At 72.9% G+C, this 26,349-nt stretch carries 21 protein-coding genes; 10 read left to right on the plus strand and 11 right to left on the minus strand.

The window, feature by feature from the left end; translation table 11 throughout:
- Positions 1-132 precede the first annotated feature (132 nt).
- Together WN71_RS14240 and WN71_RS14245 are read left to right on the plus strand one after the other, a co-directional pair.
- On the plus strand, positions 133-2,046 hold the full coding sequence (locus WN71_RS14240; protein WP_240529654.1) for a S53 family peptidase: 1,914 nt from the start codon (positions 133-135) through the stop codon (positions 2,044-2,046).
- A gap of 130 nt (positions 2,047-2,176) precedes the next feature.
- A complete protein-coding gene (locus tag WN71_RS14245) occupies positions 2,177-4,231 on the plus strand; it encodes an NAD(+) synthase (protein ID WP_046582969.1) in 2,055 nt (684 codons plus the stop codon).
- A 164-nt stretch (positions 4,232-4,395) separates the two neighbouring features.
- Here WN71_RS14245 and WN71_RS14250 read toward each other — a convergent pair whose 3' ends face one another.
- The 4 genes from WN71_RS14250 to WN71_RS14265 form a co-directional block, all read right to left on the minus strand.
- Entirely contained in the window at positions 4,396-5,619 is a 1,224-nt protein-coding gene (locus WN71_RS14250) for an MFS transporter (RefSeq protein ID WP_046582971.1), read from the minus strand.
- A gap of 101 nt (positions 5,620-5,720) precedes the next feature.
- Complete coding sequence (locus tag WN71_RS14255) at positions 5,721-6,770, minus strand: endonuclease/exonuclease/phosphatase family protein (RefSeq protein ID WP_046582973.1); 1,050 nt, start codon at positions 6,768-6,770, stop codon at positions 5,721-5,723.
- Between the two features lie 129 nt (positions 6,771-6,899).
- Positions 6,900-7,589 (minus strand): TetR/AcrR family transcriptional regulator, encoded by a 690-nt coding sequence (locus WN71_RS14260; RefSeq protein WP_046582975.1) that lies wholly within the window; start codon positions 7,587-7,589, stop codon positions 6,900-6,902.
- Positions 7,590-7,748: 159 nt separating this feature from the next.
- Positions 7,749-9,347, minus strand: coding sequence for an MFS transporter (locus WN71_RS14265; protein ID WP_079177854.1), 1,599 nt, complete (start codon positions 9,345-9,347; stop codon positions 7,749-7,751).
- A 239-nt stretch (positions 9,348-9,586) separates the two neighbouring features.
- On the opposite strand from WN71_RS14265, the gene panB reads away from it, so the two are divergent.
- The 3 genes from panB to WN71_RS14280 all read left to right on the plus strand — a co-directional run bounded on the left by panB (position 9,587) and on the right by WN71_RS14280 (position 12,604).
- Entirely contained in the window at positions 9,587-10,453 is an 867-nt protein-coding gene (gene panB / locus WN71_RS14270) for a 3-methyl-2-oxobutanoate hydroxymethyltransferase (RefSeq protein WP_046582978.1), read from the plus strand.
- A gap of 301 nt (positions 10,454-10,754) precedes the next feature.
- Complete coding sequence (locus tag WN71_RS14275) at positions 10,755-11,780, plus strand: ATP-binding cassette domain-containing protein (protein ID WP_046582980.1); 1,026 nt, start codon at positions 10,755-10,757, stop codon at positions 11,778-11,780.
- Positions 11,777-12,604: an ABC transporter permease gene (locus WN71_RS14280; protein WP_046582982.1), complete on the plus strand. Its 828-nt coding sequence runs from the start codon at positions 11,777-11,779 to the stop codon at positions 12,602-12,604. Before WN71_RS14275 ends, WN71_RS14280 begins: the two co-directional genes overlap by 4 nt.
- Before the next feature lie 19 nt (positions 12,605-12,623).
- Here the strand turns inward: WN71_RS14280 and WN71_RS14285 are convergent, their stop codons facing one another.
- On the minus strand, positions 12,624-16,142 hold the full coding sequence (locus WN71_RS14285; protein ID WP_046582984.1) for an AfsR/SARP family transcriptional regulator: 3,519 nt from the start codon (positions 16,140-16,142) through the stop codon (positions 12,624-12,626).
- 454 nt (positions 16,143-16,596) lie between these two features.
- Here WN71_RS14285 and WN71_RS14290 point away from each other — a divergent pair, with 454 nt between their 5' ends.
- Positions 16,597-17,397 (plus strand): site-2 protease family protein, encoded by an 801-nt coding sequence (locus tag WN71_RS14290; protein ID WP_046582985.1) that lies wholly within the window; start codon positions 16,597-16,599, stop codon positions 17,395-17,397.
- A gap of 16 nt (positions 17,398-17,413) precedes the next feature.
- On the opposite strand, the gene WN71_RS14295 is transcribed toward WN71_RS14290, so the two are convergent.
- The 3 genes from WN71_RS14295 to WN71_RS14305 form a co-directional block, all read right to left on the minus strand.
- Positions 17,414-17,605: a hypothetical protein gene (locus WN71_RS14295; RefSeq protein ID WP_046582987.1), complete on the minus strand. Its 192-nt coding sequence runs from the start codon at positions 17,603-17,605 to the stop codon at positions 17,414-17,416.
- Between the two features lie 65 nt (positions 17,606-17,670).
- Entirely contained in the window at positions 17,671-18,375 is a 705-nt protein-coding gene (gene npdG / locus WN71_RS14300) for an NADPH-dependent F420 reductase (RefSeq protein ID WP_046582989.1), read from the minus strand.
- A gap of 37 nt (positions 18,376-18,412) precedes the next feature.
- Positions 18,413-19,486, minus strand: a complete 1,074-nt coding sequence (locus WN71_RS14305) for a sialidase family protein (protein ID WP_046582991.1) — start codon at positions 19,484-19,486, stop codon at positions 18,413-18,415.
- Between the two features lie 112 nt (positions 19,487-19,598).
- On the opposite strand from WN71_RS14305, the gene WN71_RS14310 reads away from it, so the two are divergent.
- Together WN71_RS14310 and WN71_RS14315 are read left to right on the plus strand one after the other, a co-directional pair.
- On the plus strand, positions 19,599-20,198 hold the full coding sequence (locus tag WN71_RS14310; protein ID WP_046582993.1) for a hypothetical protein: 600 nt from the start codon (positions 19,599-19,601) through the stop codon (positions 20,196-20,198).
- A gap of 257 nt (positions 20,199-20,455) precedes the next feature.
- The gene (locus tag WN71_RS14315; RefSeq protein WP_052742918.1) at positions 20,456-21,796 is read left to right on the plus strand and encodes an MFS transporter; all 1,341 of its coding nucleotides are present in this window, start codon (positions 20,456-20,458) and stop codon (positions 21,794-21,796) included.
- A 149-nt stretch (positions 21,797-21,945) separates the two neighbouring features.
- On the opposite strand, the gene WN71_RS14320 is transcribed toward WN71_RS14315, so the two are convergent.
- Positions 21,946-22,167, minus strand: a complete 222-nt coding sequence (locus WN71_RS14320) for a hypothetical protein (protein WP_046582995.1) — start codon at positions 22,165-22,167, stop codon at positions 21,946-21,948.
- Positions 22,168-22,235: 68 nt separating this feature from the next.
- Here WN71_RS14320 and map point away from each other — a divergent pair, with 68 nt between their 5' ends.
- Both map and WN71_RS14330 read left to right on the plus strand, forming a co-directional pair.
- Entirely contained in the window at positions 22,236-23,093 is an 858-nt protein-coding gene (gene map, locus WN71_RS14325) for a type I methionyl aminopeptidase (protein ID WP_046582996.1), read from the plus strand.
- Positions 23,094-23,260: 167 nt separating this feature from the next.
- Positions 23,261-23,908 (plus strand): biliverdin-producing heme oxygenase, encoded by a 648-nt coding sequence (locus tag WN71_RS14330; RefSeq protein WP_046582997.1) that lies wholly within the window; start codon positions 23,261-23,263, stop codon positions 23,906-23,908.
- A 116-nt stretch (positions 23,909-24,024) separates the two neighbouring features.
- Here the strand turns inward: WN71_RS14330 and WN71_RS14335 are convergent, their stop codons facing one another.
- Both WN71_RS14335 and WN71_RS14340 read right to left on the minus strand, forming a co-directional pair.
- Entirely contained in the window at positions 24,025-24,681 is a 657-nt protein-coding gene (locus WN71_RS14335; protein WP_046582999.1) for a PhzF family phenazine biosynthesis protein, read from the minus strand.
- A 74-nt stretch (positions 24,682-24,755) separates the two neighbouring features.
- Positions 24,756-26,300 carry an HtaA domain-containing protein gene (locus tag WN71_RS14340; RefSeq protein ID WP_046583000.1) on the minus strand — a complete coding sequence of 515 codons (1,545 nt, stop codon included), beginning with the start codon at positions 26,298-26,300 and terminating at the stop codon, positions 24,756-24,758.
- Positions 26,301-26,349: the final 49 nt, after the last annotated feature.

The following is a 26,349-nucleotide window of genomic DNA, read 5'->3' on the forward strand; positions in this document are numbered from 1 at the left end:
ATCCATTCCCGGACCTGTTCGACTCCGGGGATACCGCCGCGGATCGCCGAAGACCGACCATCCCATGCGACGAACCGCATAGCAGGGGGTTCTATGAGAGCGAATCGCGCCAAGACGCGCGCCGGCGTGAGCATGGCAGCGACACTGCCGATGATCGCCGGGGCGCTGGCGCTCGGCATTCCCGCGGCCCACGCCGCGGACAACCCGAGCCGTGACACCCTCGCGGGCACCAAGCCCGCGTGGGCGACGGCCAAGGCGGACAAGGGGGCCACCTCGAACGGTGCCCAGGTGTCCGCGCGGGTCTACCTCGCCGGCCGGGACGCGGCCGGCCTTGCCGCGTACGCGAAGGCGGTCTCCGACCCGTCCTCGCCGCAGTACGGCAAGTACCTGAGTGCCAAGGAGGCGCAGGCGCGCTTCGGCGCGACCACGGCGCAGGTGTCCGCGGTCAAGTCGTGGCTGGAGTCGGCGGGCCTGAAGGTCACCGGTGTCACCCAGCACTACGTCACCGTCAGCGGTGACGTCGCCGCCGCCGAGAAGGCGTTCGGCACGCAGCTGCACAACTTCGCCAAGGGCTCCAAGACGTACCGCGCGCCGCAGCAGACGGCGTCGGTGCCGGAGGCCCTGAAGGGCGCCGTCCTGACCGTCACCGGCCTGGACAGCGCGCCGCACAAGGCGAGCCACGACGACACGCTGCCCGGCCCGGACTCGGTGTTCAAGAACTCCGGTCCGTTCTCGTCGTACTACGGCTCCAACACCGCGAGCAGCCTGCCGAGCGCGTACGGGTCCAAGATCCCGTACGCGGTCAAGGGCTACACGGGCAAGCAGCTGCGGTCGGCGTACGGCGCCGGCAAGTACACCGGCAAGGGGGTGCGCGTCGCGATCACCGACGCCTACGCCTCGCCGACGATCGCGTACGACGCGGCCACCTACGCCGGCAACCACGGTGACGCGAAGTACTCGACCAGCCAGCTCAAGCAGGTGCTGCCGGCCGACTACACGAAGACCGAGGAGTGCGGGGCCGCGGGCTGGTACGGCGAGGAGACCCTCGACGTCGAGGCCGTGCACGCCGTCGCGCCGGCGGCGAACATCACGTACGTGGGTGCCGCCTCCTGCTACGACGACGACCTGCTCGACTCGCTCAGCAAGATCGTCGACAACCATCTGGCCGACATCGTCTCCAACTCCTGGGGCGACATCGAGCAGAACGAGACGACCGACGTCGCGGCCGCCTACGACCAGGTGTTCCAGTTCGGCGCGGTCGAGGGCATCGGCTTCTACTTCTCCTCCGGCGACAACGGCGACGAGGTCGCCAACACCGGTACGAAGCAGGTCGACACCCCGGCCAACTCGGCGTGGGTGACGGCGGTCGGCGGTACCTCGCTGGCGGTCGGCAAGGGCGACAAGTACGAGTTCGAGACCGGCTGGGGCACCGAGAAGGCCACGCTGTCCGCGGACGGCAAGAGCTGGACGGACTTCCCCGGCGCGTTCACCTCGGGCGCGGGCGGCGGCACCAGCAAGACGGTGGCCGAGCCGGCGTACCAGAAGGGCGTGGTCCCGAAGTCGCTCGCGACGGCGAACAACGCCTCGGGCAACCGCGTGGTCCCGGACATCTCCGCGATCGCCGACCCGAACACCGGATTCAAGGTCGGCCAGACGCAGACCTTCCCGGACGGGTCGGAGCAGTACAGCGAGTACCGCATCGGCGGCACCTCGCTGGCCGCGCCGGTCATCGCGGCCGTCCAGGCGCTCGCGCAGGAGGCCCACGGCGGCAAGGCGATCGGCTTCGCCAACCCGTCGATCTACGCGAAGTACGGCACGAAGGCGTACCACGACGTGACCGACACGCCCGGCGGCAAGGAGTATGCCGTGGCCCGTGTCGACTTCCTCAACGGCTTCGACGCCTCCGACGGCCTGGCCACATCGGTCCGCAGCCTCGGCAAGGACAGCTCGCTCAAGGCCGTCAAGGGCTACGACGACGTCACCGGCGTCGGCACGCCCGCGGACGGCTACGTCGAGTCGTACAAGAGCACCCGTCACCACCACTGACGTTCGCTCGGACGCCGTCCTCGGCAGACGCGCCCGCTCCCCGCACGGGGGGCGGGCGCGCTCGCGTCCGCCCTCCCCGCGCACCGACCCCGCACCCCATCGCGTCGCTCTGACGATTACACTGGGCCGGGTGAACTTCTGGTCGATCTATGAGCACGGATTCGCGCGTGTGGCCGCCTGCACGGGCCACACCGTCATCGCCGACCCGCACGCCAACGCCGAGGCGGTGCTGCGCCACGCGCGCCGGTGCGCCGAGGACGGGGTCGCCGTCGCCGTCTTCCCGGAGATGGTGCTGTGCGGCTACTCGATCGAGGACCTGCTGCTCCAGGACGCGCTGCTCGACCAGGTCGAGGCCGCGCTCCAGGAGGTGGTCGCCGGCTCCGCCGGGCTGCTGCCGGTCCTGGTCGTCGGCGCCCCGCTGCGCCACCGCAACCGGGTCTACAACTGCGCGGTGCTCGTGCACCGGGGCCGGATCCTGGGCGTCGTACCGAAGTCGTACCCGCCGAACTACCGGGAGTTCTACGAGCGCCGGCAGCTCGCGGGCGGCGACGACGAGCGCGGCGGGGAGATCCGGGTCGGCGGCGCGCGCGTGCCGTTCGGCGTGGACCTGCTGTTCGCGGCGGACGACGTGCCGGGCCTGGTGCTGCACGCCGAGGTCTGCGAGGACATGTGGGTGCCCGTGCCGCCGAGCGCCGAGGCCGCCCTCGCCGGCGCGACCGTGCTGGTCAACCTCTCCGGCAGCCCGATCACGGTCGGCCGGGCCGAGGACCGCAAGCTGCTGTGCCGCTCGGCGTCCTCGCGCTGCCTCGCCGCGTACGTCTACGCGGCCGCCGGGCTCGGCGAGTCGACCACCGACCTGTCCTGGGACGGACAGACCCTCATCTACGAGAACGGCACGCTGCTCGCCGAGTCCGAGCGCTTCCCGCTCGACGACCAGTACGCGGTCGCCGACGTGGACCTCGACCTGCTGCGCCAGGAGCGGGCGCGGATGGGCACGTTCGACGACAACCGCCGCACCCACGCCGCCCGGACCGGGGACTTCCGCACGGTGTCCTTCGAACTCGCGCCCCCGGTACGGGACCTGGGGCTGCGGCGGCACGTCGAGCGGTTCCCGTTCGTGCCGTCCGACGCCGAACGGCTCGCCCTGGACTGCTACGAGGCGTACAACATCCAGGTCTCCGGGCTCCAGCAGCGGCTCGCCTCGATCGGCGGCGCCAAGGTGGTCATCGGGGTGTCCGGCGGCCTCGACTCGACGCACGCGCTGATCGTCGCGGCGCGCGCGATGGACCGCGCGGGCCGGCCGCGCAGCGACATCCTGGCCTGGACCCTGCCCGGCTTCGCCACCAGCGACCACACCAAGGACAACGCGCACAGGCTGATGCGCTCCCTCGGCGTGACCGCGGCCGAGCTGGACATCACGCCGACCGCGCGGCTGATGCTCACGGAGATGGGACACCCCTTCGCGTCCGGCGAACCGGTCTACGACGTCACCTTCGAGAACGTGCAGGCCGGTCTGCGCACCGACTACCTGTTCCGGCTCGCCAACCAGCACGGCGGCATCGTGCTCGGCACCGGCGACCTCTCCGAGCTGGCGCTCGGCTGGTCGACGTACGGCGTGGGCGACCAGATGAGCCACTACAACGTCAACTCGGGTGTGCCGAAGACGCTGATCCAGCATCTGATCCGATGGGTGATCAGCAGCGACCAGTTCGGCGACGAGACGGGCAGGACGCTCGCCGCGATCCTCGACACCGAGATCAGTCCCGAGCTGGTGCCGGGCGAGGAGATGCAGTCCACCGAGTCCAAGATCGGGCCGTACGCGCTGCACGACTTCACGCTCCACCACGTGCTGCGGCACGGGATGCGGCCGTCGAAGATCGCCTTCCTGGCCTGGCACGCGTGGCACGACGCGGACGCGGGCGCCTGGCCGCCCGGCTTCCCGGAGGCCAAGCGGGTCTCCTACGGCCTGGTGGAGATCCGGAGTTGGCTGGAGGTCTTCTGCCGCCGCTTCTTCGGGTTCGCGCAGTTCAAGCGGTCCGCGATGCCGAACGGGCCGAAGGTCTCGGCGGGCGGTTCGCTCTCCCCGCGGGGGGACTGGCGGGCGCCGTCGGACAGTTCTGCGCGGGCGTGGCTGCGGGATCTGGAACGGGTCGAAGACGTGACGCCTGAGCCGGCGGATCACTGAGACCCCTTCCCGGCGGACCCCGTTCGCGCAGTTCCCCGCGCCCCCATCAGATACACCCGCGGCCCGGTGGGGGCTGATCGCGCAGTTCCCCGCGCCCCTGAAGGGGCGCCCCGAAAGGGCCCCGAAAGGGGCGCGGGGAACTGCGGGAGGGACCGTCGGCAGGGCTAGCCCTTCAGCGCGCCGTCCCGTTCCGGCACATGCGCCGCGACCACACGTTCCCGCGCCGCCGGCACGGCGACCGCGCGCCGGTGGTCCACCGCGTGGGCGACCCCCGCCACGCCAAGTCCCAGCACCGCGAGCCCCGTTCCCGCCAGGGCCGGGGACGTCACCCCGAACCCCGCCGCCAACGCCAGCCCGCCGATCCAGGCACCGCCCGCGTTCGCCAGGTTGAACGCGGCCTGGTTCGCGGAGGACGCGAGCGAGGGGGCCGCCGACGCCTTCTCCATGACCACCAGCTGGAGCGGCGAGCCGGTGACGAACGCGGCCACGCCGAGCAGGACGACGGCCACCGCGGCCGTGAGCTGACCGCGCATCAGGAGCGGGAAGAGGGCGAGCACGGCCGCCAGGGAGACCAGGCCGCCGAAGAGGGTGCGGCGCAGGGAGTGGTCGGCCAGCCGGCCGCCCAGCAGGTTGCCCGCCGTGGCGCCGACGCCGAACAGGGCCAGCAGCAGCGTGACATCGGCCGCGGAGTAACCCGCGGAGCCGGTGAGCATCGGCGTGATGTAGCTGTAGGCGGCGAACAGCGCCCCGAAGCCCGCCACGGTCGTGCCGAGGGCCAGCCAGACCGGGAGCGAGCGCAGGGCGGCCAGTTCGCCGCGCAGGCCGTTCGCCGGGGCGGGGGCGTGGTCGTGCGGGATCAGCAGCGCGAGGGAGGCGATCGCCGCCAGCCCGATGGCGCCGACCGCGAGGAACGTGGCCCGCCAGCCGAGCTGCTGGCCCATGAGCGTGGCGACGGGCACGCCCGCGACGTTGGCGACGGTCAGTCCGAGGAACATCAGGGAGACCGAACGGGCCTTGCGCTCCGGCGCCGACAGCGTGGTCGCGACCACCGCGCCGACCCCGAAGAAGGCGCCGTGCGGCAGGCCGCTGAGGAAGCGGGCGGCCAGCAGGGAGTCGTAGCCGGGCGCGAACGCGGAGAGCGTGTTGCCCGCGACGAACAGCGCCATGAGGGCCATCAGGACCGTGCGGCGGGAGAGCCGGGCGGTCACCGCGGCGAGCAGCGGGGCGCCGACGACGACGCCGAGCGCGTAGGCCGAGACCAGATGCCCCGCGGCGGGGATCGAGACGTGCAGATCGTCCGCGACGTCGGGCAGCAGGCCCATCATGACGAACTCGGTCGTACCTATACCAAAAGCGCCGACTGCCAGTGCGAGCAGGGCCAGAGGCATGGAGTGCCTGTGCCTTTCAGAGAGTCGTGCTGAGCGTGTTCCGGGGCGACTATTAAGTTCACCCACGGAACAAAGTCTCGCACGCTCTCTGTTCCGGCGGGTTACGAGGTGGTGTCAAGGTTCACACGGGCGGCGATCGGGAGGTGGTCGCTGCCGGTGGCGGGCAGGGTCCACGAGCTCACCGGGTCCACGCCCTTGACCATGATCTGGTCGATCCGCGCCATCGGGAACGACGCCGGCCAGCTGAACCCGAAGCCGCTGCCCGCCGCGCCCTGGGTGGAACGCAGCTGCGAGGTCACGGCGTTGAGCGAGCGGTCGTTCATGGTGCCGTTGAGGTCACCGAGCAGCACCACGTCGCGGATCGGCTCGTCGGCGATGGCCTCGCCCAGCGCGTCGGCGCTGGTGTCCCGCTGCCGCGCCGTGAACCCGGCCTTCAGCTTGACCCGGACCGAGGGCAGATGGGCGACGTAGACCGCGACCCGGCCCGCGGGCGTGGTGACCGTCGCACGCATCGCGCGGGTCCAGCCCAGCTTGATGTCGACGGCCTTCACGTCGCTCATCGGGTACTTGCTCCACAGCCCGACCGTGCCCTGCACCGAGTGGTACTTGTACGTCGACGCCAGGGCCTGCGCGTACACCGGCACCGCCGACGCCTTCAGCTCCTCCAGGGCGAGCACGTCGGCGCCGGAGCGGGCCAGGTCACGGGCGGTGCCCGAGGGGTCGGGGTTGTCCGCGTTGACGTTGTGGGTGGCCACCATGAGGTCGCCGCCGCCGCCGGTCTTGTCGGTGAGCAGCCCGCCGAAGAGGTTCAGCCACACGATCGCCGGCAGCAGCACCGCGATCAGCGCCGTCGCCGATCTGCGCACCAGCCCGACGACCAGCAGCACCGGGATCGCGAGCCCCAGCCAGGGCAGGAAGGTCTCGGTCAGGCTGCCGAGGTTGCCGATGGTGTTGGGGATGCGCGAGTGCAGCAGCATCACCAGCGCAAGGAGCAGCGCCAGCGCGCCGGTCACGATGCCGCGGCGCCAGATTCTCGGATCGTCACGCCAGGGGTCGAGCAGGCGGTGCACCAGGCTCCGAATCCGGTTCCCCCGGCGCTCGGGCCCCGACCCGCCGTTGTCCGTCTCCGTCATGTACGCCTGCTGCGCCATACCGCGTCGCCTCACTGCCCACCGTGCACACCGTCCGTCCCCCGTGTCCTTTCCGACCCTAGGGGATGATCGGCTCCGATCCCGCCGTCACATGACGGCCGTACGGGCACGAGGACGTCCGGTCGGCCGTCAGGAGTTCCGTTCGGCCGCCCGATCCGCGGGCACTGTGACGAAACGCGCACATTCGGGTTCCGCTTCAGGCGCCCTGACGGGGCGTAGACCGGCCAGTACGGTGTCGACGATCTCCTCCGCCAGTCCCTCGGGCAGATCGGCCTCGGGACGCATGACGGAGCGGACGAGCATCGGGCCGACGAACATGTCGTTGGCCAGCTCCAGGTCCACGTCCGCGCGCAGTTCGCCGCTCTCCTGACCGCGGCGCAGCACCTCCAGGCCCTGCTTGCGGCGCGGGGTGACGACACAGGCGTGGTACGCGGCCCAGATCCGGGGGCTGGACTTCATCTGCACGTGGACGTTGTGCAGGATCGCGGAGGTACGGCTCGCGAGGCCGCGCAGCCGCAGCGACTCCACCAGCACCACCAGGTCGTCCCGCATCGACGTGCCCGGCAGTTCGGGGTCCGGGGGCTCGGCGGCCCGCATCACGTCGACGAAGAGTTCCTCCTTGCCGCTCCAGCGGCGGTAGATGGCGGCCTTGCCGACGCCGGCGGTACGGGCGATCCGCTCGATGGAGAGCTCGGCGAGCGGTACGCCCTCCTCCAGGAGCTTCATCGCCCCCTCCAGGATGGCGCGTTCGACCGCCTCGCTGCGCGGGCGCCCCCGGGTGGCGCCGTCCCGCTGCGGCCGGCTGTCGGCAAGGTTCACGTCGGTCGGTCCCTTCGTCGTACTCGGTGCGATTCTCCTGCCGGCGGGCGGTGGGCCGGTCGCGGGGGGCCGCCACCGCGGCCGGTACCGAGGCCGTCCCGCGCGCGCGGGGGGCGCCCCTCGCCCGCGGCCACCCCTCGCCCGCGGGCGCCGCAGCCGTCACTCCGAGGCGGTCACCAACTCCTGCTCCTCCTTGCCCTGCTGACGGGTGGGCGGCCGGCCCGGCAGGAAGAGGGCGACCACGACCGCGCCGATCAGCGCCACACCGGTGCCGCACAGCGCGGTCACGTGCATGGCGTGCAGGAACGCGCTGTCGGCGGAACCGACCAGGCTGTCGGCGCGCGGGCCGATCTTCTCGGCGACCCCCAGCGTGGCCTCGATGGACTCGCCCGCGGTGTCGCGGATGCCGGCGGGCAGCACGGTCAGCTTGTCCTCGATGCCGGTGCGGTACGCCGTCGACAGCACCGAGCCGAGGACGGCGATGCCGAGCGCGCCGCCGACCTGGCGGAAGGTGTTGCTGAGCGCGGAGGCGGAGCCCGCCTTCTCCCGGGGCAGGGCCTGCATGATGACGACGCTGGTCGGGGTCATGATGTGCGCCATGCCCGCGCCCATCAGGAAGAACACGACCTCGATCACCCACAGCGGGGTGTCCTTCTCGAAGCCGGCGAACGCGGCCAGCGTCGCGGCGATCAGGATCAGGCCGCCGGTCGTGGTGGCCTTGTTGCCGAACCGGTCGACGACCAGCCGGGCGCGCGGCGCGAAGATCATCTGCGCGGCGGCCAGCGGCAGCATCAGCAGACCCGACTGGAGCGGCGAGTAGCCGCGCACGCTCTGGATGTAGAAGACGCTGAAGAACGTGACGCCCATCAGCGCGAAGAACACCAGGGCGATGGCGGCCATCGCGGCCGAGAAGACCTTGCTCTTGAAGTAGGTCACGTCCAGCGAGGGGTGGTCGCTGCGCATCTCGAAGATCACGAAACCGGCGAGGACGGCGACGCCCGCGAAGATCGTGACCAGCACGGTCGGGTCCGTGAAGTCGGCGAGCTGGCCGCCCTTGATGATGCCGTAGACGAGGAGGACCAGGCCGACCACGGAGAGCACCACACCGACCGGGTCGACGCGGCCCGGGTTCGGGTCGCGGGAGTCGGGCACCAGCCAGACCATCAGGGCCAGCGAGACGATCACGATCGGCACGTTGATCAGGAAGACCGAGCCCCACCAGAAGTGGTCGAGCAGCAGGCCGCCGGTGATCGGGCCGATGGCGATGGCGAGGCCGACGCCGCCCGCCCAGATGCCGATGGCCTTGGGCTGCTCGTCGCGCTCGAAGACGTTCATCAGGACGGCGAGGGTGGCCGGCATGACGAACGCGGCGCCGAGCGCCATCAGCGCCCGGTAGGCGATGAGCTGGCCCGGCGAGCCGGACTCGGCCGCGAGGGCGGAGCCGATGCCGAAGACCACCAGGCCGCCGAGGAGCACCCGCTTGCGGCCGACGCGGTCGCCTATGAGCCCCGCGGTGAACAGCAGACCCGCGAAGACCAGCGTGTAGGCGTTGATCGCCCACTCCAGCTCGCTCTGCGTGGCGCCGAGGCCGGTCGGGGCCGGCGTGGAGATCGTCTTGATGGCGACGTTCAGGATCGAGTTGTCGAGCACCACGATCAGCAGGCTGAGCATCAGCACGCCGAGGATCGCCCAGCGGCGGCGGTGCACCGCCTCGGGAATCCGGGGTCCCGCGGGGGCGCTGTCGGCAGGAGTAGTCATGCGTTCGACCCTAGACCCATTCCGATACGGAACCGTCTCGTATTTTATTTCCTTTACCGACGCCTTACGCGCGCGAGCCGGACGCGGTGCGGGGTCGAGGGGGCGCCCAGGGGGTGCCGAGCGGACGTCTAGCGGATCACACGGGGGCACCCTGGCCCCGCGTGACACGAAGTGCCACCATGGAAGGGATCCGGGGACGCCGTCAGGGTGCCTCGAGATGACATGAAGGAGCCGTTGCCATGACGCAGCTTTCGGCTGCCCGCACCACGCCCTCCGACGGCAGCAAGGCGCTGTACGGGGGCAAGGGCACGCGCCGCATCACCGTCCGCGACATCGCCCTCGCCAAGGAACGCGGCGAGAAGTGGCCCATGCTCACCGCCTACGACTCGATGACCGCCTCCGTCTTCGACGACGCGGGCATCCCGGTCCTGCTGGTCGGCGACTCGGCCGGCAACTGTCACCTCGGGTACGAGAGCACCGTGCCCGTCACCCTCGACGAGATGACCATGCTGTCGGCCGCCGTGGTGCGCGGCACCCAGCGCGCGCTGATCGTCGCCGACCTGCCGTTCGGCTCGTACCAGGAGGGCCCGGTGCAGGCACTGCGCTCGGCGACCCGCCTGATCAAGGAGGCCGGGGCCGGGGCCGTGAAGCTGGAGGGCGGCGAGCGCTCGCACGAGCAGATCCGCCTGCTGGTGGAGTCCGGCATCCCGGTCATGGCGCACATCGGCCTGACCCCGCAGTCCGTCAACGCCATGGGCTACCGGGTGCAGGGCCGCGGCGAGGAGGCGGCGGCGCAGCTGCTGCGCGACGCGAAGGCCGTGCAGGACGCGGGCGCCTTCGCGGTGGTCCTGGAGCTGGTTCCGGCGGAGCTCGCCGCCGAGGTCACGCGGACGCTGCACATCCCGACCGTGGGCATCGGCGCGGGCGCCGAGACGGACGCCCAGGTGCTGGTGTGGACCGACATGCTCGGGCTGACCGGCGGCCGGGTGCCGAAGTTCGTGAAGAAGTACGCCGACCTGCGCGCGGTCATCGGTGACGCGGCGAAGGAGTTCGCTGACGACGTCGTCGGCGGTACGTTCCCGGCGGAGGAGCACTCCGTCCACTGAGCCATCACGGCACCACCGGACAGCCCGCCGATCATCCCCCGTCGGCGGGCTGTCCCCTTTCCGGCGCCGGCGGGCGGCTTCCGCTTTTCCGGTGCCGGCGGGCGGCTTCCGCCTTCCCGGCGCCGGCGGGCGGCTTCCGCCTTCCCGGTGCCGGCGGGCGGCTTCGGCCGGTGGCCCACAGGCCGTCCACGGACGGCTGCCGGTGGCCTACAGGCCGCCTACAAAGAGCCGCCGGTGGCCGACAGGCACCTGTAGGCGGCCTGTCGGTCGTTTGTCGGTGGGGCCTGACACCGTCTGAGGCATGACGCGAATCGACAAGAACCCCGAAGGCGGCAGCGCCGCCGTCACCGTGCGGGGGCTGGTCAAGCACTACGGCGAGACCAAGGCGCTCGACGGTGTGGACCTGGACGTCCGTCCGGGCACCGTGATGGGTGTGCTGGGGCCGAACGGCGCCGGCAAGACCACCCTCGTCCGTATCCTGTCCACCCTCCTCGCCCCCGACGCGGGCCAGGCCACCGTGGCCGGCTACGACGTCCTGCGGCAGCCCCGGCAGCTGCGCCGGGTGATCGGCCTGACCGGCCAGTACGCCTCCGTGGACGAGAAGCTCCCGGGCTGGGAGAACCTCTATCTGATCGGGCGCCTGCTCGACCTGTCCCGCAAGGACGCCCGCGTCCGCGCCGACGAGCTGCTGGAGCGGTTCTCCCTCACCGAGGCGGCCCGGCGGCCCGCGGGGACGTACTCCGGCGGTATGCGGCGCCGGCTGGACCTCGCCGCCTCCATGATCGGGCGCCCCCAGGTGCTGTTCCTGGACGAGCCCACCACCGGCCTCGACCCGCGCACCCGCAACGAGGTGTGGACCGAGGTCAAGGCGATGGTCGGCGACGGCGTGACCGTCCTGCTGACCACGCAGTACATGGAGGAGGCCGAGCAGCTCGCCTCCGAGCTGACCGTGGTCGACCGCGGCAAGGTCATCGCGGGCGGCGCCATCGACGACCTCAAGGCGAAGGTCGGCGGCCGGACCCTGCGGGTGCGCCCGGTGGACCCGCTCCAGCTGCGGCCGCTGGCGGAGTACCTGGACGAGCTGGGCATCACCGGGCTCGCCTCCACCACCGTCGACACCCACTCCGGCACCGTGCTGGTGCCGGTGCTCAGCGACGAGCAGCTGACCGCGGTGGTCGGCGCGGTCACCGCGCGCGGCATCACCATCGGCTCCATCAGCACCGAACTGCCCAGCCTGGACGAGGTGTTCCTGTCCCTCACCGGCCACCGCGCCAGCGCCCCGCAGGACGCCGTGCCCACCGACACCCTCGAGGAGGTCGCCGTATGAGCGCCGCCACCCTGGCCCCGGCCGACGTCAAGCCGGGCGCCGACGCGCCCATCCCGCTGCGCGCGCACCTGCGCCACACCGGCGCGCTGATCCGCCGCAACCTGCTGTGGATCCGTCAGGACCCGGAGTCGATGTTCGACGCCCTGCTCTTCCCGGTGATCTTCACGCTGCTGTTCGTGTACGTCTTCGGCGGCTCCATCGGCCAGTCGCTCGGCGGCGGACAGCAGGCGTACGTGCAGTACGTCATCCCGGGCCTGATGGCCATGATGGGCATGAACATGGCCCAGGGCGTGGGCACGGGCTTCAACCAGGACTTCAACTCCGGTGTCATGGACCGGTTCCGGTCGCTGCCGATCGGGCGCGGCTCAGTGCTGTTCGCCAAGATCGCGGTGGAGCTGCTGCGCTGCCTGTTCGCGCTGACCGTCCTGATGGTCGTCGCGGTCCTGGTCGGCTTCGACATCACCAACTGGCCCGGTCTGCTGGCCTCGGTGGGCCTGTCCATCGTCTTCGGCTCGGCCCTGATGTGGGTGTTCCTCACCCTGGGCGTGCTGATGAAGAACGCGCAGTCCGTGCAGGCGATGGGCTTCCTGGTGCTGATGCCGCTCCAGTTCGGCTCGTCGATCTTCGCGCCGACGAACTCGATGCCGGGCTGGCTCCAGTCCTTCACCAAGTACAACCCGCTGTCCTCGCTGGCCGACAGCGCCCGCGGTCTGATGGTCGGCGGCGAGGTGGCCTCGCATCTGTGGGTGACGCTCGCCTGGTCGGTGGGGCTGACCGTGGTGATGGCGCCGATCGCGATCCACAAGTTCCGTACCAAGAGCTGACGTACGGCGCCGGTACGCGTCACACGAGGGCGGCGGCCTCCTCCATGGAGAGGCCGCCGCCCTCGGCGTACGCGGCCCCGTACTCGGCCTCGGAGAGCACGGCGAGCCCCAGGCGGCGCGCCCTGGCCCGCGAGTCCTGCTCCAGGTAGTTCTGGCAGTGGGCGGACGGCAGCAGGGCGTCGGCGGCGCCGAGCACCCGCGCGGAGTCGGCGGCTCGGCCGAGGCCGCCCAGCACGACCGCGGCGATCGCCAGGTACGCCGAGCGCATGTGGGGCGCTATGGCCTCGGACAGGGGGTCGTCGGACCGCTCCAGGGCGCGGCGGACCTTGTCGAGCGCCGGCTCCCACTGCTCGTCGACGGCGTCGATCCACGCCTCCACGCCGAGGATGAACGCGTCGAAGACGACGAAGTGGGAGATCCCCAGCTCCTCGCGCATCAGCCGGGTGTGCTCGCGGGCCTCGGCGGCCCGGCCGGTCGTGCCGAGCCAGCCGGCCAGGAACATCCGGGCGGCGGGCCGCGCCTCGTTGGCGGCGCCGTCCTGCCGCCCGACGACCTCGCGCAGCAGCCGCTCCCCGCGCTCGTGGTCCCCCGCCTCCAGCAGCACGCTGCCGAGCCGGGCGTCGAGGATGGCCGTCTGGGCGCGCGCGCCGAGCCGTTCGGCGTGCACCAGGGCCGACTCGTAGTCTGCGGCGGCCAGCGCGTAGGCGCCGGTGCGCTCGTGCGCCTCGGCGCGCGCGGACAGCGCCTCCGCGATGCCCCAGGTGTCGCCGAGGCGCTGGTAGAGCTCCAGGGACTCGTCGGCGTCGGCGGCCGCGTCGCCCACCCATTCGGTGCGGTTGGCGAACAGGTTCGCGCGCATCTGGAGCGCGCCGGCCAGCTCGTACTCGAAGCCCGGGGTGCGGCGGCAGGTGTCGACGGCGGCGTTGAGGATGTCCGGCAGCCGCGTCACACCGCCGGTGAGCATCACGGCGTAGAACCACAGCAGCCCCGGGACGCGGCAGACCTGCGGCATCCCGGGCTCGTAGGTCTCGCTGACGATCCGCAGCTTCTCCTTGGCCTCGGGGGTCTCCCAGGCGGAGAAGTCGGTGTCCATCGTGGCGAGATGGCCGAGGTGCACCCCGCGCCGCGCCTCCGCGAGGACCTCGCCGGTCATGGGGGGCGGGGCGGCGGTGCAGCGCTCCCAGACCGGCTCGGCCCGGCGCACCGGGGCGGTGAACGGGTCGGGGCCGAGCGCCATGACCTCGGTGCACCAGTTGCGGGACTCGAAGCGCAGGTCGCGCATCTGCCAGTACACGATGAGCGAGAGCACGAGGCAGAGCGCCTCCTGCTCGTCCCGCTCGGCGACGGCGTGCCGCAGCGCGGTGCGCAGATTCTCGTACTCCAGCTGGAACCGCTGGATCGCGAGGAGTTGCCGCTCCCCGCGGAGCAACGGGTCGGTGGTGCGGGCGAGTTCGCGGTAGTACGTCAGATGGGCGCGCTCGGTCCCGGCGCGCAGGCCGGCCTCGTCGAGCCGCTCGCCGGCGTACTCGGCGACGGTCTCCAGCAGCCGGTAGCGCATCTCGCCGGTGCCCGAAGGGGCGGCGACGACAAGGGACTTGTCGACGAGCGAGCCCAGCGCGTCCAGTGCGGCGGGGCCGCAGACGGCCTCGGCGGCGGCGAGGTCGCAGCCGCCGGCGAAGACGGACAGCCGGCTCAGCACGTCCCGTTCCTGCTCGCTCAGCAGGTCCCAGGACCAGTCGACGACGGCCCGCAGGGTCTGCTGGCGGGGCAGCAGGGTGCGGGCGCCGGAGGTCAGCAGGCGGAAGCGGTCGTCGAGCCGGTCCGCGATCTGGCGCGGGGTCAGCATCCGCAGCCGGGCCGCCGCCAGTTCGATGGCGAGGGGCAGTCCGTCGAGGCGCCGGCAGATCTCCGCGCAGGCCTCCGGGTCCTCCTCCACCCGGAACCCGGGCCGGGCGGCGGCGCCCCGCTCGGTGAGCAGCCGCATCGCCACCGGGTCGGGCAGCGGCTCGACGGGGCGCAGCACCTCGCCGGGCACGCCGAGGGGTTCGCGGCTGGTGGCCAGCACGGTGAGTCCGGGGCAGCGTTCGAGGAGCTGCTCCACCAGGCGGGCGGCCGCGTCGACGACGTGCTCGCAGTTGTCGAGGACGATCAGCATGGTGCGCCGGGCGCAGTGCTCGACGAGCCGTTCGACCGGTTCGTCGTGGCGGTCGGCGACCGCCACCCGCATCTCCTCGGCGCCGGCGCCGCGCAGCACGGTCTCGCGGGCGCCGAGGGCGGTGAGCGCGGCCTCGGGCACGGTGGCGGGGTCGTCGACGGGCGCCAGCTCCACGAGCCACACGCCGTCCCGGGCACCCTCGCGCACCCCTTCGGCGGCCTCCTGCGACAGCCGGGTCTTGCCCGCGCCGCCGGGCCCGAGCAGGGTGACCAGCCGCGCCGACGCGAGATCCGCACGGATGGCATCGATGTCCTGCTCCCGGCCCACGAACGAGGTCAGCCGGGCCCGGAGGTTGCCGGGCGGGGGCCCGGGGGTGCGGGGGCCGCGAGCCGCGGGGGTGGTGGAGGCGCGTTCGGTACGGCCGTCTCCGGTACGGCCGTCTCCGGTACGGCCGTCTCCGGTACGGCCGCCTTCCGCGTGGGGGGCGGCGGGACCGACGTGCGCGGGACCGCGGGTGGCGCCGGGGACGCCGGAGCGGGCGGGCCCGTCGGCGAGCGCGGAGGCGACGGCGGCCGCACTCGCCCCGCCCGGCCCCTCACCCGCACCCGGTCCCGGGCCCGCGACCGCCGCCGTACCGCCACTCACCGTCTCTCTCGGTTGCAGCAACTCCCCGTGCAGGGAGCGCAGTTCCGGCCCCGGGTCGGAGCCGAGGCGGTCGGCGAGCAGGCGGCGTACGGCGTCGTAGGCGGCCAGCGCCTCCGCGGTGCGGCCGGTGTCGCGCAGGGCGCGCAGCCGCAGCGCCTGGAGGGGTTCGTCCAGCGGGTGGGTGTCGCACAGGGCGGTCAGCTCGGGCAGCGCCTGGTCGGCGGCGCCGAGGGCCAGCGCGGCGGCGAGCCGGGCACGGCGGGCGTCGAGGTGGCGGGTGGCCCAGCGGGCCGCCTCCGCGCCGCGGTCGGGCAGGTCGGCCAGCGCGGGCCCGCGCCACAGGGCGAGGGCGTCGTCGAGGACCACGGCGGCCTTCGCGGCGTCGCCGTCGGTGAGGGCTCGCATCCCTTCGCCGGCCAGCCGGTCGAAGCGGTGCAGGTCGATGTCGTCCTGCGCGGCCGCGAGCGCGTACCCGCCGGCCGAGGAGGCGACCGCGTCCGGTCCCAGCACCCGGCGCAGCCGCCCGACCAGGGCCTGGAGCGCGGCGGTGGTGTCGGCCGGCGGGTCGTCGCCGTCCCACACCTCGTCGACGAGCACGCTCACCGGCACCGTACGGCCGGGTCGCAGCGCGAGCACGGTCAGCAGGGCGCGCAGCCGCGCGCCGCCGACCGGGACGGTGGTGCCGTCGGGGCGGATCGCCTGGGTGGTGCCGAGAATGCGGTAGCGCACGGGGTCCATTGTCTCCGGGGACGTCCGGCCGACGCCCGCGGGTTGCGGCAGGCGTGCCGGGAAGACCCCGAGCGTACGGTCTCTCCCGCCGCGGAGCGGTCACCGCCCCCGGCACCGTGGCCGGTCCACGGCCGGCAGGGGGCCGCTCGCGCGGTTCCCCGCGCCCCTGATCACCTGCGGCCCGGTGGGGCCTGGTCGCGCAGTTCCCCGCGCCCCTGTCGGGGCACGGTCACCGAGAGCCCCTGAAAGGGGCGCGGGGAACGGCGCGAACGGCCACGACGGACCCGCAGATGACCAGGGGCGCGGGGAACTGCGCGAACGGCCACGGCGGACCCGCAGATGACCAGGGGCGCGGCGAACCGCGCGAACGGCCACGGCGGGCCGGCACTACTCCGCCGCGTTCTCCGCAGGGTACGGTCGGCAGCGGCTGCCGTACGACGTCCGAGAGCAGGAGTCCCGCCCCATGACCACCGCGACCACCCAGCGCAGCGACCGGCGGGTCAGTCCCGTGTTCGTCGGGATCCTCGCCGTCACGGGCGTCACGGGCTGGGCCACGTGGAGCGGGTTCGCGTCGCAGCCGGGGCTCGCCGTGTTCCTGTTCGTGACGGCGGCCTGGGTCGTCTCGCTGTGTCTGCACGAGTACGCGCACGCGCGCACCGCCCTGCACGGCGGCGATCTCTCGGTCGGCGCCAAGGGCTATCTCACGCTCAACCCGCTGAAGTACACACACGCGCTGCTCAGCATCGTGCTGCCGGTGGTGTTCGTGATCATGGGCGGGATCGGCCTGCCCGGCGGCGCGGTGTTCATCGAGCGCGACCGCATCCGGGGCCGCTGGCGGCACAGCCTGATCTCGGCGGCCGGCCCGCTGACGAACGTGCTGTTCGCGGTGGTGTGCACGGCGCCGTTCTGGCTGCACGCGCTGGACGGGGTGCCCGCCGACTTCCGCTTCGCGCTCGCCTTCCTCGCCCTGCTCCAGGTCAGCGCGGCGATCCTGAACTTCCTGCCGGTGCCCGGCCTCGACGGCTACGGCATCGTCGAGCCGTGGCTGTCGTACGGCGTGAAGCGGCAGATCGCGCCGTTCGCGCCGTTCGGCCTGCTGCTGGTGTTCGCGCTGCTGTGGCAGTCGCCGGTCAACCACGCCTTCTTCGACCTGGTCGACTCGATCCTGCGCGGCCTCGGCGTCGGCGACGTGGAGACGTACTGCGGCCAGAACCTCTACCGCTTCTGGCAGACCACGGACCCGTACTGCTCGATCGCCGGGTGACCGGCCCACGCCGCGGTCAGCCGGTGACCGGGCCCCCGTCGCCCCGTCCGGCCCGCCCGCGCTTGACGTAGTACCAGGCCATGTTGGACGACAGGCCCGCGATCAGCACCCAGACGATCCCGACCAGGCTGCCCTGGACGAACGACAGGACCGCCGCGGCCACGGCGAGCACGCAGGTGATGAGGGCCAGGACGGCGAGGCGGGGCATGATGGTCGGCTCCTGTCGGGGGACACTTCGGGCACTGCTGTCGGCCACCAGTGTCCCCCATGCCCTCACAGGTCCGTGACGCGGAGCCCGGCGTGCGCCTTGTAGCGGCGGTTGACCGAGATCAGGTTGGCGACCAGCGACTCCACCTGGTGGGCGTTGCGCAGTCGGCCCGCGAAGACGCCCCGCATCCCGGGGATGCGCCCGGCCAGCGCCTGCACGATCTCCACGTCGGCGCGCTCCTCGCCCAGCACCATCACGTCGGTGTCGATCTGCTCGATCTCCGGGTCCTCGAGCAGTACGGCCGACAGATGGTGGAAGGCCGCGGTGACCCGGGAGTCCGGCAGCAGGGCGGCGGCCTGCTGGGCGGCGCTGCCCTCCTCCGGCTTCAGCGCGTAGGCGCCCTGCTTGTCGAAGCCCAGCGGGTTGACGCAGTCCACGACGAGCTTGCCCGTGAGCTCCTCGCGCAGCGACTCCAGGGTCTTGCCGTGGCCGTCCCAGGGCACGGCGACGATCACGATGTCGCTGCGCCGCGCGGTCTCGGCGTTGTCGAGGCCCTCGACACCGTGGCCGAGCTCCGCGGCGGCCGCCTCGGCGCGCTCGGCGGCGCGGGAGCCGATGATCACCTTCTGGCCGGCCCGCGCGAGCCGGTAGGCGAGGCCCTTGCCCTGGGGCCCGGTCCCGCCGAGCACCCCGACCACCAGTCCGGAGACGTCGGGCAGGTCCCAGGGGTCCTTCGCGGGGGCCTTCTGTGCGCTGTCGCTAGAGGTCATGGGGCGACCTTACGTCCGCGCCGACCACCCGGCGTGGTCAGGTGAGCACCGTCACCGGGACCCGGCGGAAGGTGATCGTCTCGTAGGGGCCGAAGTCGCCCGTCTCGTACAGCAGTCCGACGGTCGAGGCGTCGACGCGGACGAGGTCGGAGTAGGCCGCGGGCAGTCCGTCGACCGTGTACGCGGGCCGCCAGGTGGTGCCGTTGTCGGTGGAGGCGCGGACGGTCATCACGGCGCGGGCGGTGTCGGCCGGGCCCGAGTACAGCAGCACGTCGGGGTCGCGGAGTTGGAGCACGCTCGCCTCGCAGACCGGCGCCGCGAGGCCGGCCTGCGGGCGGAACGGCTTCACCAGGGTCCTCCCGCCGTCCTTCGAGTGGGCGTCGGCGCGGTTGCCGGGCGACGTGGAGTCGTTGCGGGTGTTGAAGTAGACCCGTCCGTCGGGGAGTTCGGCGGCGGTGGTCTCGTTGACGTTGACGTAGCCGTCGGTGTTCTCGTCGACGTAGCCGAGGTACCAGGTCTCGCCGCGGTCGTCGCTGAGCAGGCAGTGACCGCTGTTGTACCTGGCCTCGGTGCCGGTGTCGGTGCCGGTGGGCGCCACCGTGTGGTTGCCGGGGACGACGACCCGGCCGCCGGTCAGCTGGATCGCGTGGCCGGGGCACGTGGCGTACCAGCGCCAGCCCGCCTTCTTCACCGTCTTGGTGATCTCCTTGGGCGCGGACCACGTGACACCGTCGTCGTCGCTGTGCTGGACCCACACCCGGCGCCCGTCGGCGGCCTTGACCTTGCCGCGCAGGATGGCGTCCTCGGTCGCGGCAGCGGCGGCCCGGACATGGACCAGCAGGACGCGGCCGGTGTCGAGGACGACGGGGGCGGGGTTGCCCGCGAGGTCCTCGGCGTTGCTCGCGGCGACCTGGAGCGCGCCCCAGGTGCGGCCGCCGTCGGTGGACCGCTTGAGCACGATGTCGATGTGCCCGTGGTCGCTCGCGGACGCCACCCGGCCCTCGCAGAAGGCGAGCAGGGTGCCGGACGCGGTGACGACCACGGCCGGGATGCGGTAACTGGCGTAGCCCTTCTGGCCCGCGCGGAAGGGCACGGACGTTTCGGTGGTCATCTGCGGCTCCTGGGACGAGTGGGGTGGTGCCGGGCCCTGCCCCTCCCCCGGTCGGGCGAATTCGCGGTGAACTCGGGGTCACGACTGGGGCGTTGCGGAAGGATCCGGGCCCATGGATGCCGTACGCGTCGCGTTGCTGCGGGAAGTGCTCGCCGGGACCGGGTGGCTCACCGCCACACGGCGGTTCGCGGGCGCCCTGCGCGGCTCGGTGGTGGCGCACGGGGGCGGGCTGCTGCTGGTGGGGACACCGGAGTACGAGCCCTGGCACCTGGCCGCGCACCTGGTGGACGAGGCCGCCTGGTCGGGCACGCCGGAGCTGGCGCCGACCCTGGTCCGGCACGCGGCGCTGCCGTCGGACCCGGTGCAGCTGGCCGCCGGGCTCGGCCGGATCGAGGCGGCGCGGCGCGGGGAGACCCTGCTGGTGGTGGCACCCGAGCCGCCGGCCGCCGCGCTCCTGGAACGGGTCGGCGACGCCCGCCGGGCCGGGGTGACGGTGCTGGCGCTGGGCACGGAGGGCGAACTGGCGGCGATGGCCCACGAGGCGCTGGCGGTCCCGGCCGACGGCGAGCTGGACCTCGACACCGTGCAGCACCTGGTGAGCGCGGCGGCCGGGGAGAACGCGGTGCCGCTGCCGCGGGGCCGGCGACGACTGCGGGACCGGCTCTCCCGGCTGGCCGACGCGCTGACGGCTCCGCCCAGGGCGCCGTGGTGAGGGGGTTGGCCGTAGCGCCGTGATGCCGTGCGGCGGCGAGGCCACAGGACTGCGCAGTTCCCCGCGTCCCTTCTGGGGCCGCGGGGAACTGCGCGACCAGCCACCCGGCACCCGCAGGCCACGAGAACGCGAAGCCGCAGGACCGCAGGGCCGCAGGGCCGCAGGGCCGCAGGGCCGCAGGGCGACTGTGAGGGGCGTGGGGGTGGGCCGGAAAACGATTTGCCCGCCCGTGGGAGGCCCACGGAGCATGGCACCTCGTGAACGACGGCTCCCCCTCCCCCGACCCCGCGCGGGCGCGCCCGCGGCGCTCCCGGCTGCGGTCCGTGCTGCCCGACCTCGCCCCCTGGCACGCCTCGGCGGACTTCCGCAGGCTGTGGCTCTCGGGTCTGGTCTCGGGCTTCGGGAGCTTCCTGACCTTCGTCGCGCTGCCCGTGCAGCTGAAGGACCTCACCGGGTCCGCCGCCGCGGTCGGCGCGATCGGCGCCGTGGAACTGGTACCGCTCGTGGTGTTCGGGCTGTACGGCGGCGCGCTCGCCGACGCCCTCGACAAGCGCGGCCTGATCGTGTGGACGGAGGCCGGCCTGGGCCTGCTCTCCGCCGCCCTGCTGGTCAACGCGCTGCTGCCGGAGCCGGCCGTCTGGCCGCTGTACGTGGTGGCCGCGCTCTCCTCCGCGCTGGTGTCGGTCCAGCGCCCCGCGCTCGACTCGCTGTGGCCCCGGATCGTCGCCCACGACGACCTGCCGGCCGCGGCCGCGCTGAACTCGCTGCGCTGGACCGTCGGCGGGGTCGCGGGCCCGGCGGTGGCGGGCGTGGTGGTGGCGTACGCGGGGATGCCCTCCGCCTACGCGGCCGATCTCCTGACCTTCGTGGTGTCGCTCGCGCTCGTCGTGCGCATCGCGCCCTCCCCCGCCTCCCACGAGGCCGCGAAGCCCTCGCTGCGCTCGATCGCGGAGGGCGCGCGGTACGCCTGGAGCCGCAAGGAGCTGCTCGGCACGTACGCGGTCGACCTCGCGGCGATGTTCCTCGCGATGCCGCTCACGGTGCTGCCGTTCCTCGCGGACGACCTGCACGCGGCGTGGTCGCTGGGCCTGATGTACGCGGCGGTGCCGTTGGGCTCGCTGCTGGTGAGCCTGACCGGCGGCTGGACCTCGCGGGTGCACCGGCACGGGCGGATGGTGGTGCTGGCGGCGGCGCTGTGGGGCGTGGCGATCGCCGCGGCGGGCCTCGCCGGGAACGTGTGGCTGGTGCTGGCCTGCCTGACCGTGGCGGGCGGCTGCGACATGGTCAGCGGGAACTTCCGGGGCGCGATGTGGAACCAGACCATCCCGGACGAGCTGCGCGGCCGGCTCGCGGGCATCGAACTGCTGTCGTACTCCGTGGGCCCGACGGTCGGCCAGGTCCGCGCGGGCGGCACGGCGGCGTGGTTCGGCGTGCGCACGTCGGTGTGGTCGGGCGGCCTGCTGTGCGCGGGCGCGGTGGCGTTGCTCGCGCTGTGCCTGCCGGGTCTGACGTCGTACGACGCGCGGACGAACGAGCACGCGGTACGCCTGCGGACACGGCGCGCCGCCGCGGGCACCGGAGCCCCGGTCGGCGCCTGAACACCGGCCGCCCCGGCGCCCTCAGGGGGCGCGGGGAACGGCGCGATCAGCCACGACGGACCCGCACGGGGGCACCGAGGCGCGTGTTCGGCCGCGGGCCGGCGGGGGCCGATCGCGCAGTTCCCCGCGCCCCCGGGGCACCCCGAGCCTCAGTCGTCGTCCTCCCCGGAGGGGGCCCAGCGCGGGTCGTTCTCCCATTCGAGGTTGCGCTCGCGGGCCGTCTCCATCGCGTGCTCCGCCTCCGACCGGCTGGCGTAGGGCCCGAACCGGTCCTTGGCCGGGCACTCGGGGCCCTCCTCGACCTTCTTGTGCTCCAGGCAGTAGAACCATTCGCCCGGCTTGCCCACCGTGCGCTTCTTGAACAGCGCCATGACCGGCTCCCTTCCGTGGATCACCATGAACCATCGTGCCCCAGGCCCGCTGACTTAGACTCGCTGCCATGTCTGGCCAGTCGCTGCTCGTACCAGGGGAACTCTCCCCCACCCGTCAGGTTCCCGGAAACATCCGCCGCCCCGAGTACGTCGGCAAGCCCGCGCCGACGCCGTACACCGGCCCCGAGGTGCAGAACGCCGAGACGATCGAGGCGATGCGGATCGCCGGCCGGATCGCCGCGCAGGCGATGGCCGAGGCGGCGAAGCTCATCGCCCCGGGGGTGACGACGGACGAGCTGGACGCGGTGGCGCACGCGTACATGTGCGACCACGGCGCCTACCCGTCCACGCTCGGCTACCGCGGCTTCCCGAAGTCCCTGTGCACCAGCGTCAACGAGGTCATCTGCCACGGCATCCCGGACTCGACGGTGCTGCGCGACGGCGACATCGTCAACCTGGACGTGACGGCGTACATCGGCGGGGTGCACGGCGACAACAACGCGACCTACCTGGTCGGGGAGGTCGACGAGGAGAGCCGGCTGCTGGTCGAGCGCACCCGCGAGTCCCTCGACCGGGCCATCAAGGCGGTCAGGCCGGGCCGCCAGATCAACATCATCGGCCGGGTCATCGAGTCGTACGCCAAGCGCTTCGGGTACGGCGTGGTGCGGGACTTCACCGGCCACGGCATCAACTCGTCGTTCCACTCGGGCCTGATCGTGCCGCACTACGACAGCCCGCACGCGACGACGGTGATCCAGCCCGGGATGACGTTCACGATCGAGCCGATGCTGACGCTCGGCACGCACGAGTACGACATGTGGGACGACGGCTGGACCGTGGTGACGCGGGACCGCAGGCGGACCGCGCAGTTCGAGCACACGCTGGTGGTGACGGAGTCCGGCGCGGAGATCCTCACGCTGCCGTGACGCCACCCCGCGCGCGCTCGGCGCCCTGATGATCGTTCTTCGGGCCCGCCCCTGCTGGGGGCGGGTCTTTTCTTGTACGCTCTTACCGACAGGCTGTCGGCAACTTTCCCGACGAAGCGTCGGGACAGGCATTGACTTAGGTAAGCCTTACCTTAAAGGATGGCCGCATGGACTCCTTCTCGACCGTCATCCGCACCGCCTCCCACGAACAGCACGTGGAGGCGGAGACCTCGACCTTCATGAGCGATCTGCTCGGCGGCCGGCTGGGGGTGGCCGCGTACGCGCGCTACACCGAGCAACTGTGGTTCGTCTACGAGGCGTTGGAGGCCGGCACCGAACGGCTCGCGGCCGATCCGGTGGCCGGGCCGTTCATCCGCCCGGAGCTGTTCCGGCTGGCCGCGCTGGAGCGCGACCTGGCGCATCTGCGGGGCCCCGACTGGCGGGCGGGCGTGTCCGCGCTGCCGGCGACGCGGGAGTACGCGGAGCGGGTGCGCGAGTGCGCCGAGAGCTGGCCCGCGGGGTATGTCGCCCACCACTACACCCGTTACCTCGGCGACCTCTCCGGCGGCCAGATCATCCGCGACCGCGCCGAGCGCACGTGGGGGTTCGCGAAGAAGGGCGACGGGGTGCGGTTCTACGTCTTCGAGGGGATCGGCAACCCCGCGGCGTTCAAGCGGGAGTACCGGGAACTGCTGGACGGCTTCGCCGCGGACGAGTTGGAGAAGCAGCGGGTGGTGGCGGAGTGCCGGCGGGCTTTCGCACTGAACACGGCGGTGTTCGGGGCGTTGGGGGAGGAGTTTCCCCTCAGCGCGTGAGCGCTCCGCTGGGTTCGGCGGGTGACGGCGGGCGACGGCGGGACGGTGGGCGGGTGCGGGGCCGTCGTGGCTGATCGCGCAGTTCCCCGCGCCCCTTTGGGGCGCGGGGGTTGTGGTCAGCGTTCTGGTTCGCGTTCCAGGACTACTCGGCCGCCTATCTCCACCCAGCCGTACGGCTGGGGGGCCGTCAGGAGTTGGGAGCCCGCGCCCTGGGTGATGTTGAGCGCGCGGCCCAGGCGGTCGGTGAGCAGCAGGGCCGCCGCTCCGGTCGCCTCGTCCTCGTCGATGCCGTCGTCACGGCCCGGGAAACCGCGGGCGCGGACGCGGCCCGCCGCCTCGTCCTGCCAGGCCCAGGCGTAGATCCACTCGCCGGGCGGCGGCACGGGCAGTGCGTCGACCTCGGCCGCCGTGGCGTACTGGCGCAGGGTGCGCGGCGGAGCCCACTCGGGGCGCGCCTCGATCCAGCTGAACTCGCCGTCCAGGCGTGCCCCGACCGGCCCGGCGGGTGTGACCAGCTCCTCCACGTCCAGCAGCCAGGCGGTGCCGACGCAGGGATGACCGGCGAAGGGCAGCCGCGTGGACGGGGTGTAGATGTCGATGATCCCGCGCTCGGGGTCGTCCACGAAGACGGTCTCGCTGAAGCCCAGCTTCGCGGCGAACTCCTGCCGCTCGCTCCGCTGCGGGATCGCCGCCCCGTTGCGGACGACGCCGAGCTCGTTGCCGTATCCGCCGTTCGGGGCGCAGAAGACGCGCAGCACGTCGTAGTCAGTCACGGGGGGCATTCAAGCATCGCCCGCCGCCCGACGGCGCCCCGGCCGGGAGGTCGTCGGGCGGCGGTACGCGCACGTCAGCCCTGCGTACGCCGCCTGCGCGCGGCGAGCACCACCCCGGCCCCGGCGACGACGGTGGCCGCGGCGGCCGCGCCGAGCGCCCCGGCGGGCACCCCGGCACCGGTCGAGGCTAGGCTGCCGAGGCCGCCCGTGGTGGAGCCGGTGACGCCGCCGCTCGCCGTGCCGGAGCCACCGTCGGACGCGCCGGAGGTGCCGTCCGTGCCGCCGTCGGAGTCGCCGTCGCCGCTCGGCAGCGTCGCGTCGTCGGTGAGCGCCACCGACAGGTCGACCGGGTCGAGCGCCGTGCCGGCGGTGTAGTAACCGCTGAACGCCTGCGCCCCGGCCTCGGTGAGGGTCGCCGTGATGTCGTCGACGGTGATGACGTCGTCCTGCGCGGTGAGGCCGGGCGAGGATGCCTTGAGGTCGGCGAGGACGACGTCCTTCGTGGTCCTGCCGAGGCTCGTCACGTCGGCGGTGAGGGTACCGGTGCCGTCGTCGAGCGTGGCCCGCAGGTCGGCGAGGGTCAGATCGAGGGCGTAGACGCCGTCGCTCTCGTGGCCCCTGAAGGTGACCGCGCCCTCGAAGGCGGCGCTGAGGGTGCCCGCCTCGGTGTCGTAGCTGCCGGTGGCGTCGGTGAAGGTGAACGGGCCGTTGTCCGCGGCCTGTCGCGCGCCGCCGGAGACGGTGATCACGCCGTTCGCCACCGGGCCCACGACATAGGTGCGGAAGGACTCCTTCACGCCCCAGCCGAGGGTGCCGTCGGCGATGTCGCCGTGGCTGGGCGCGGCGGTCTGCGAGCCGGACGGCGAGGGGTCCGTGCCGGTGGCGGTGGGCGAGGCGCTCGGGCTCGTGCCGCCGGAGGCGGAGTCGGTCGGGGAGGCCGGGTCCGTGGGGGACGCGGAGTCGGTGGCCGAGGCGGAGTCCGTCGGGGACGCCGACTCGCCCGGGGAGTCGCTGCCGGTGGGCGCGGGGGTGGTGTCACCGGGCGACGCCGAGGGGGTCTCGGTCTGGACGACCGTCAGCGGGTCGCCCGCCGCGCCCGCGTAGCCGGAGCTGCCGAAGACGTCCGCCGCCTGCGTGGTGAGCGTGGTCGCCATGTCCACCATGTCGCGGGTCACGGTGACCGTGGCGAGCGGCACGTCGTCGGTGGTGGTGCCGTTGCTGGTGACGTCCGCGGTGATCTCCGCGTCCTTGCTGTCGAACGTGACGTCGGACAGCGTGAGTTCGAAGCCGTGCAGCTGGGACGCGATCTTCAGGGCGCCCTGGAAGGCGAGGGACACGGTGTGCGCGTCGGAGTCGTAGCCGCCCGTGCCGCCGGAGAAGGTGAAGGCGCCGTTGCCCGCGGCCTGCGTGGCGCCGCCCGACGGGGTGAAGGTGCCGGCCGCGTAGGTGGTCACGTAGGTGCGGTACGACTGCTTGATGCCCCACGTCAACTCGTAGCCGCTGAGCGGTATCTCGGCCGCGGAGGCGGTCGTGGCGGCGGTCGCGGTGAGCGCGCCGGCGGTCAGCGTGACCGCGACGGCGGCGGTGAGGGCGAGGCGTCTTTGGGGGCTGGTGGGCATGGGTGTGCCCTTTCTCGTCGGTGACGGGTGAATGGATGGGGTGCGCGGG

This window comes from Streptomyces mangrovisoli (assembly GCF_000974985.2).
Lineage (GTDB): Bacteria > Actinomycetota > Actinomycetes > Streptomycetales > Streptomycetaceae > Streptomyces > Streptomyces mangrovisoli.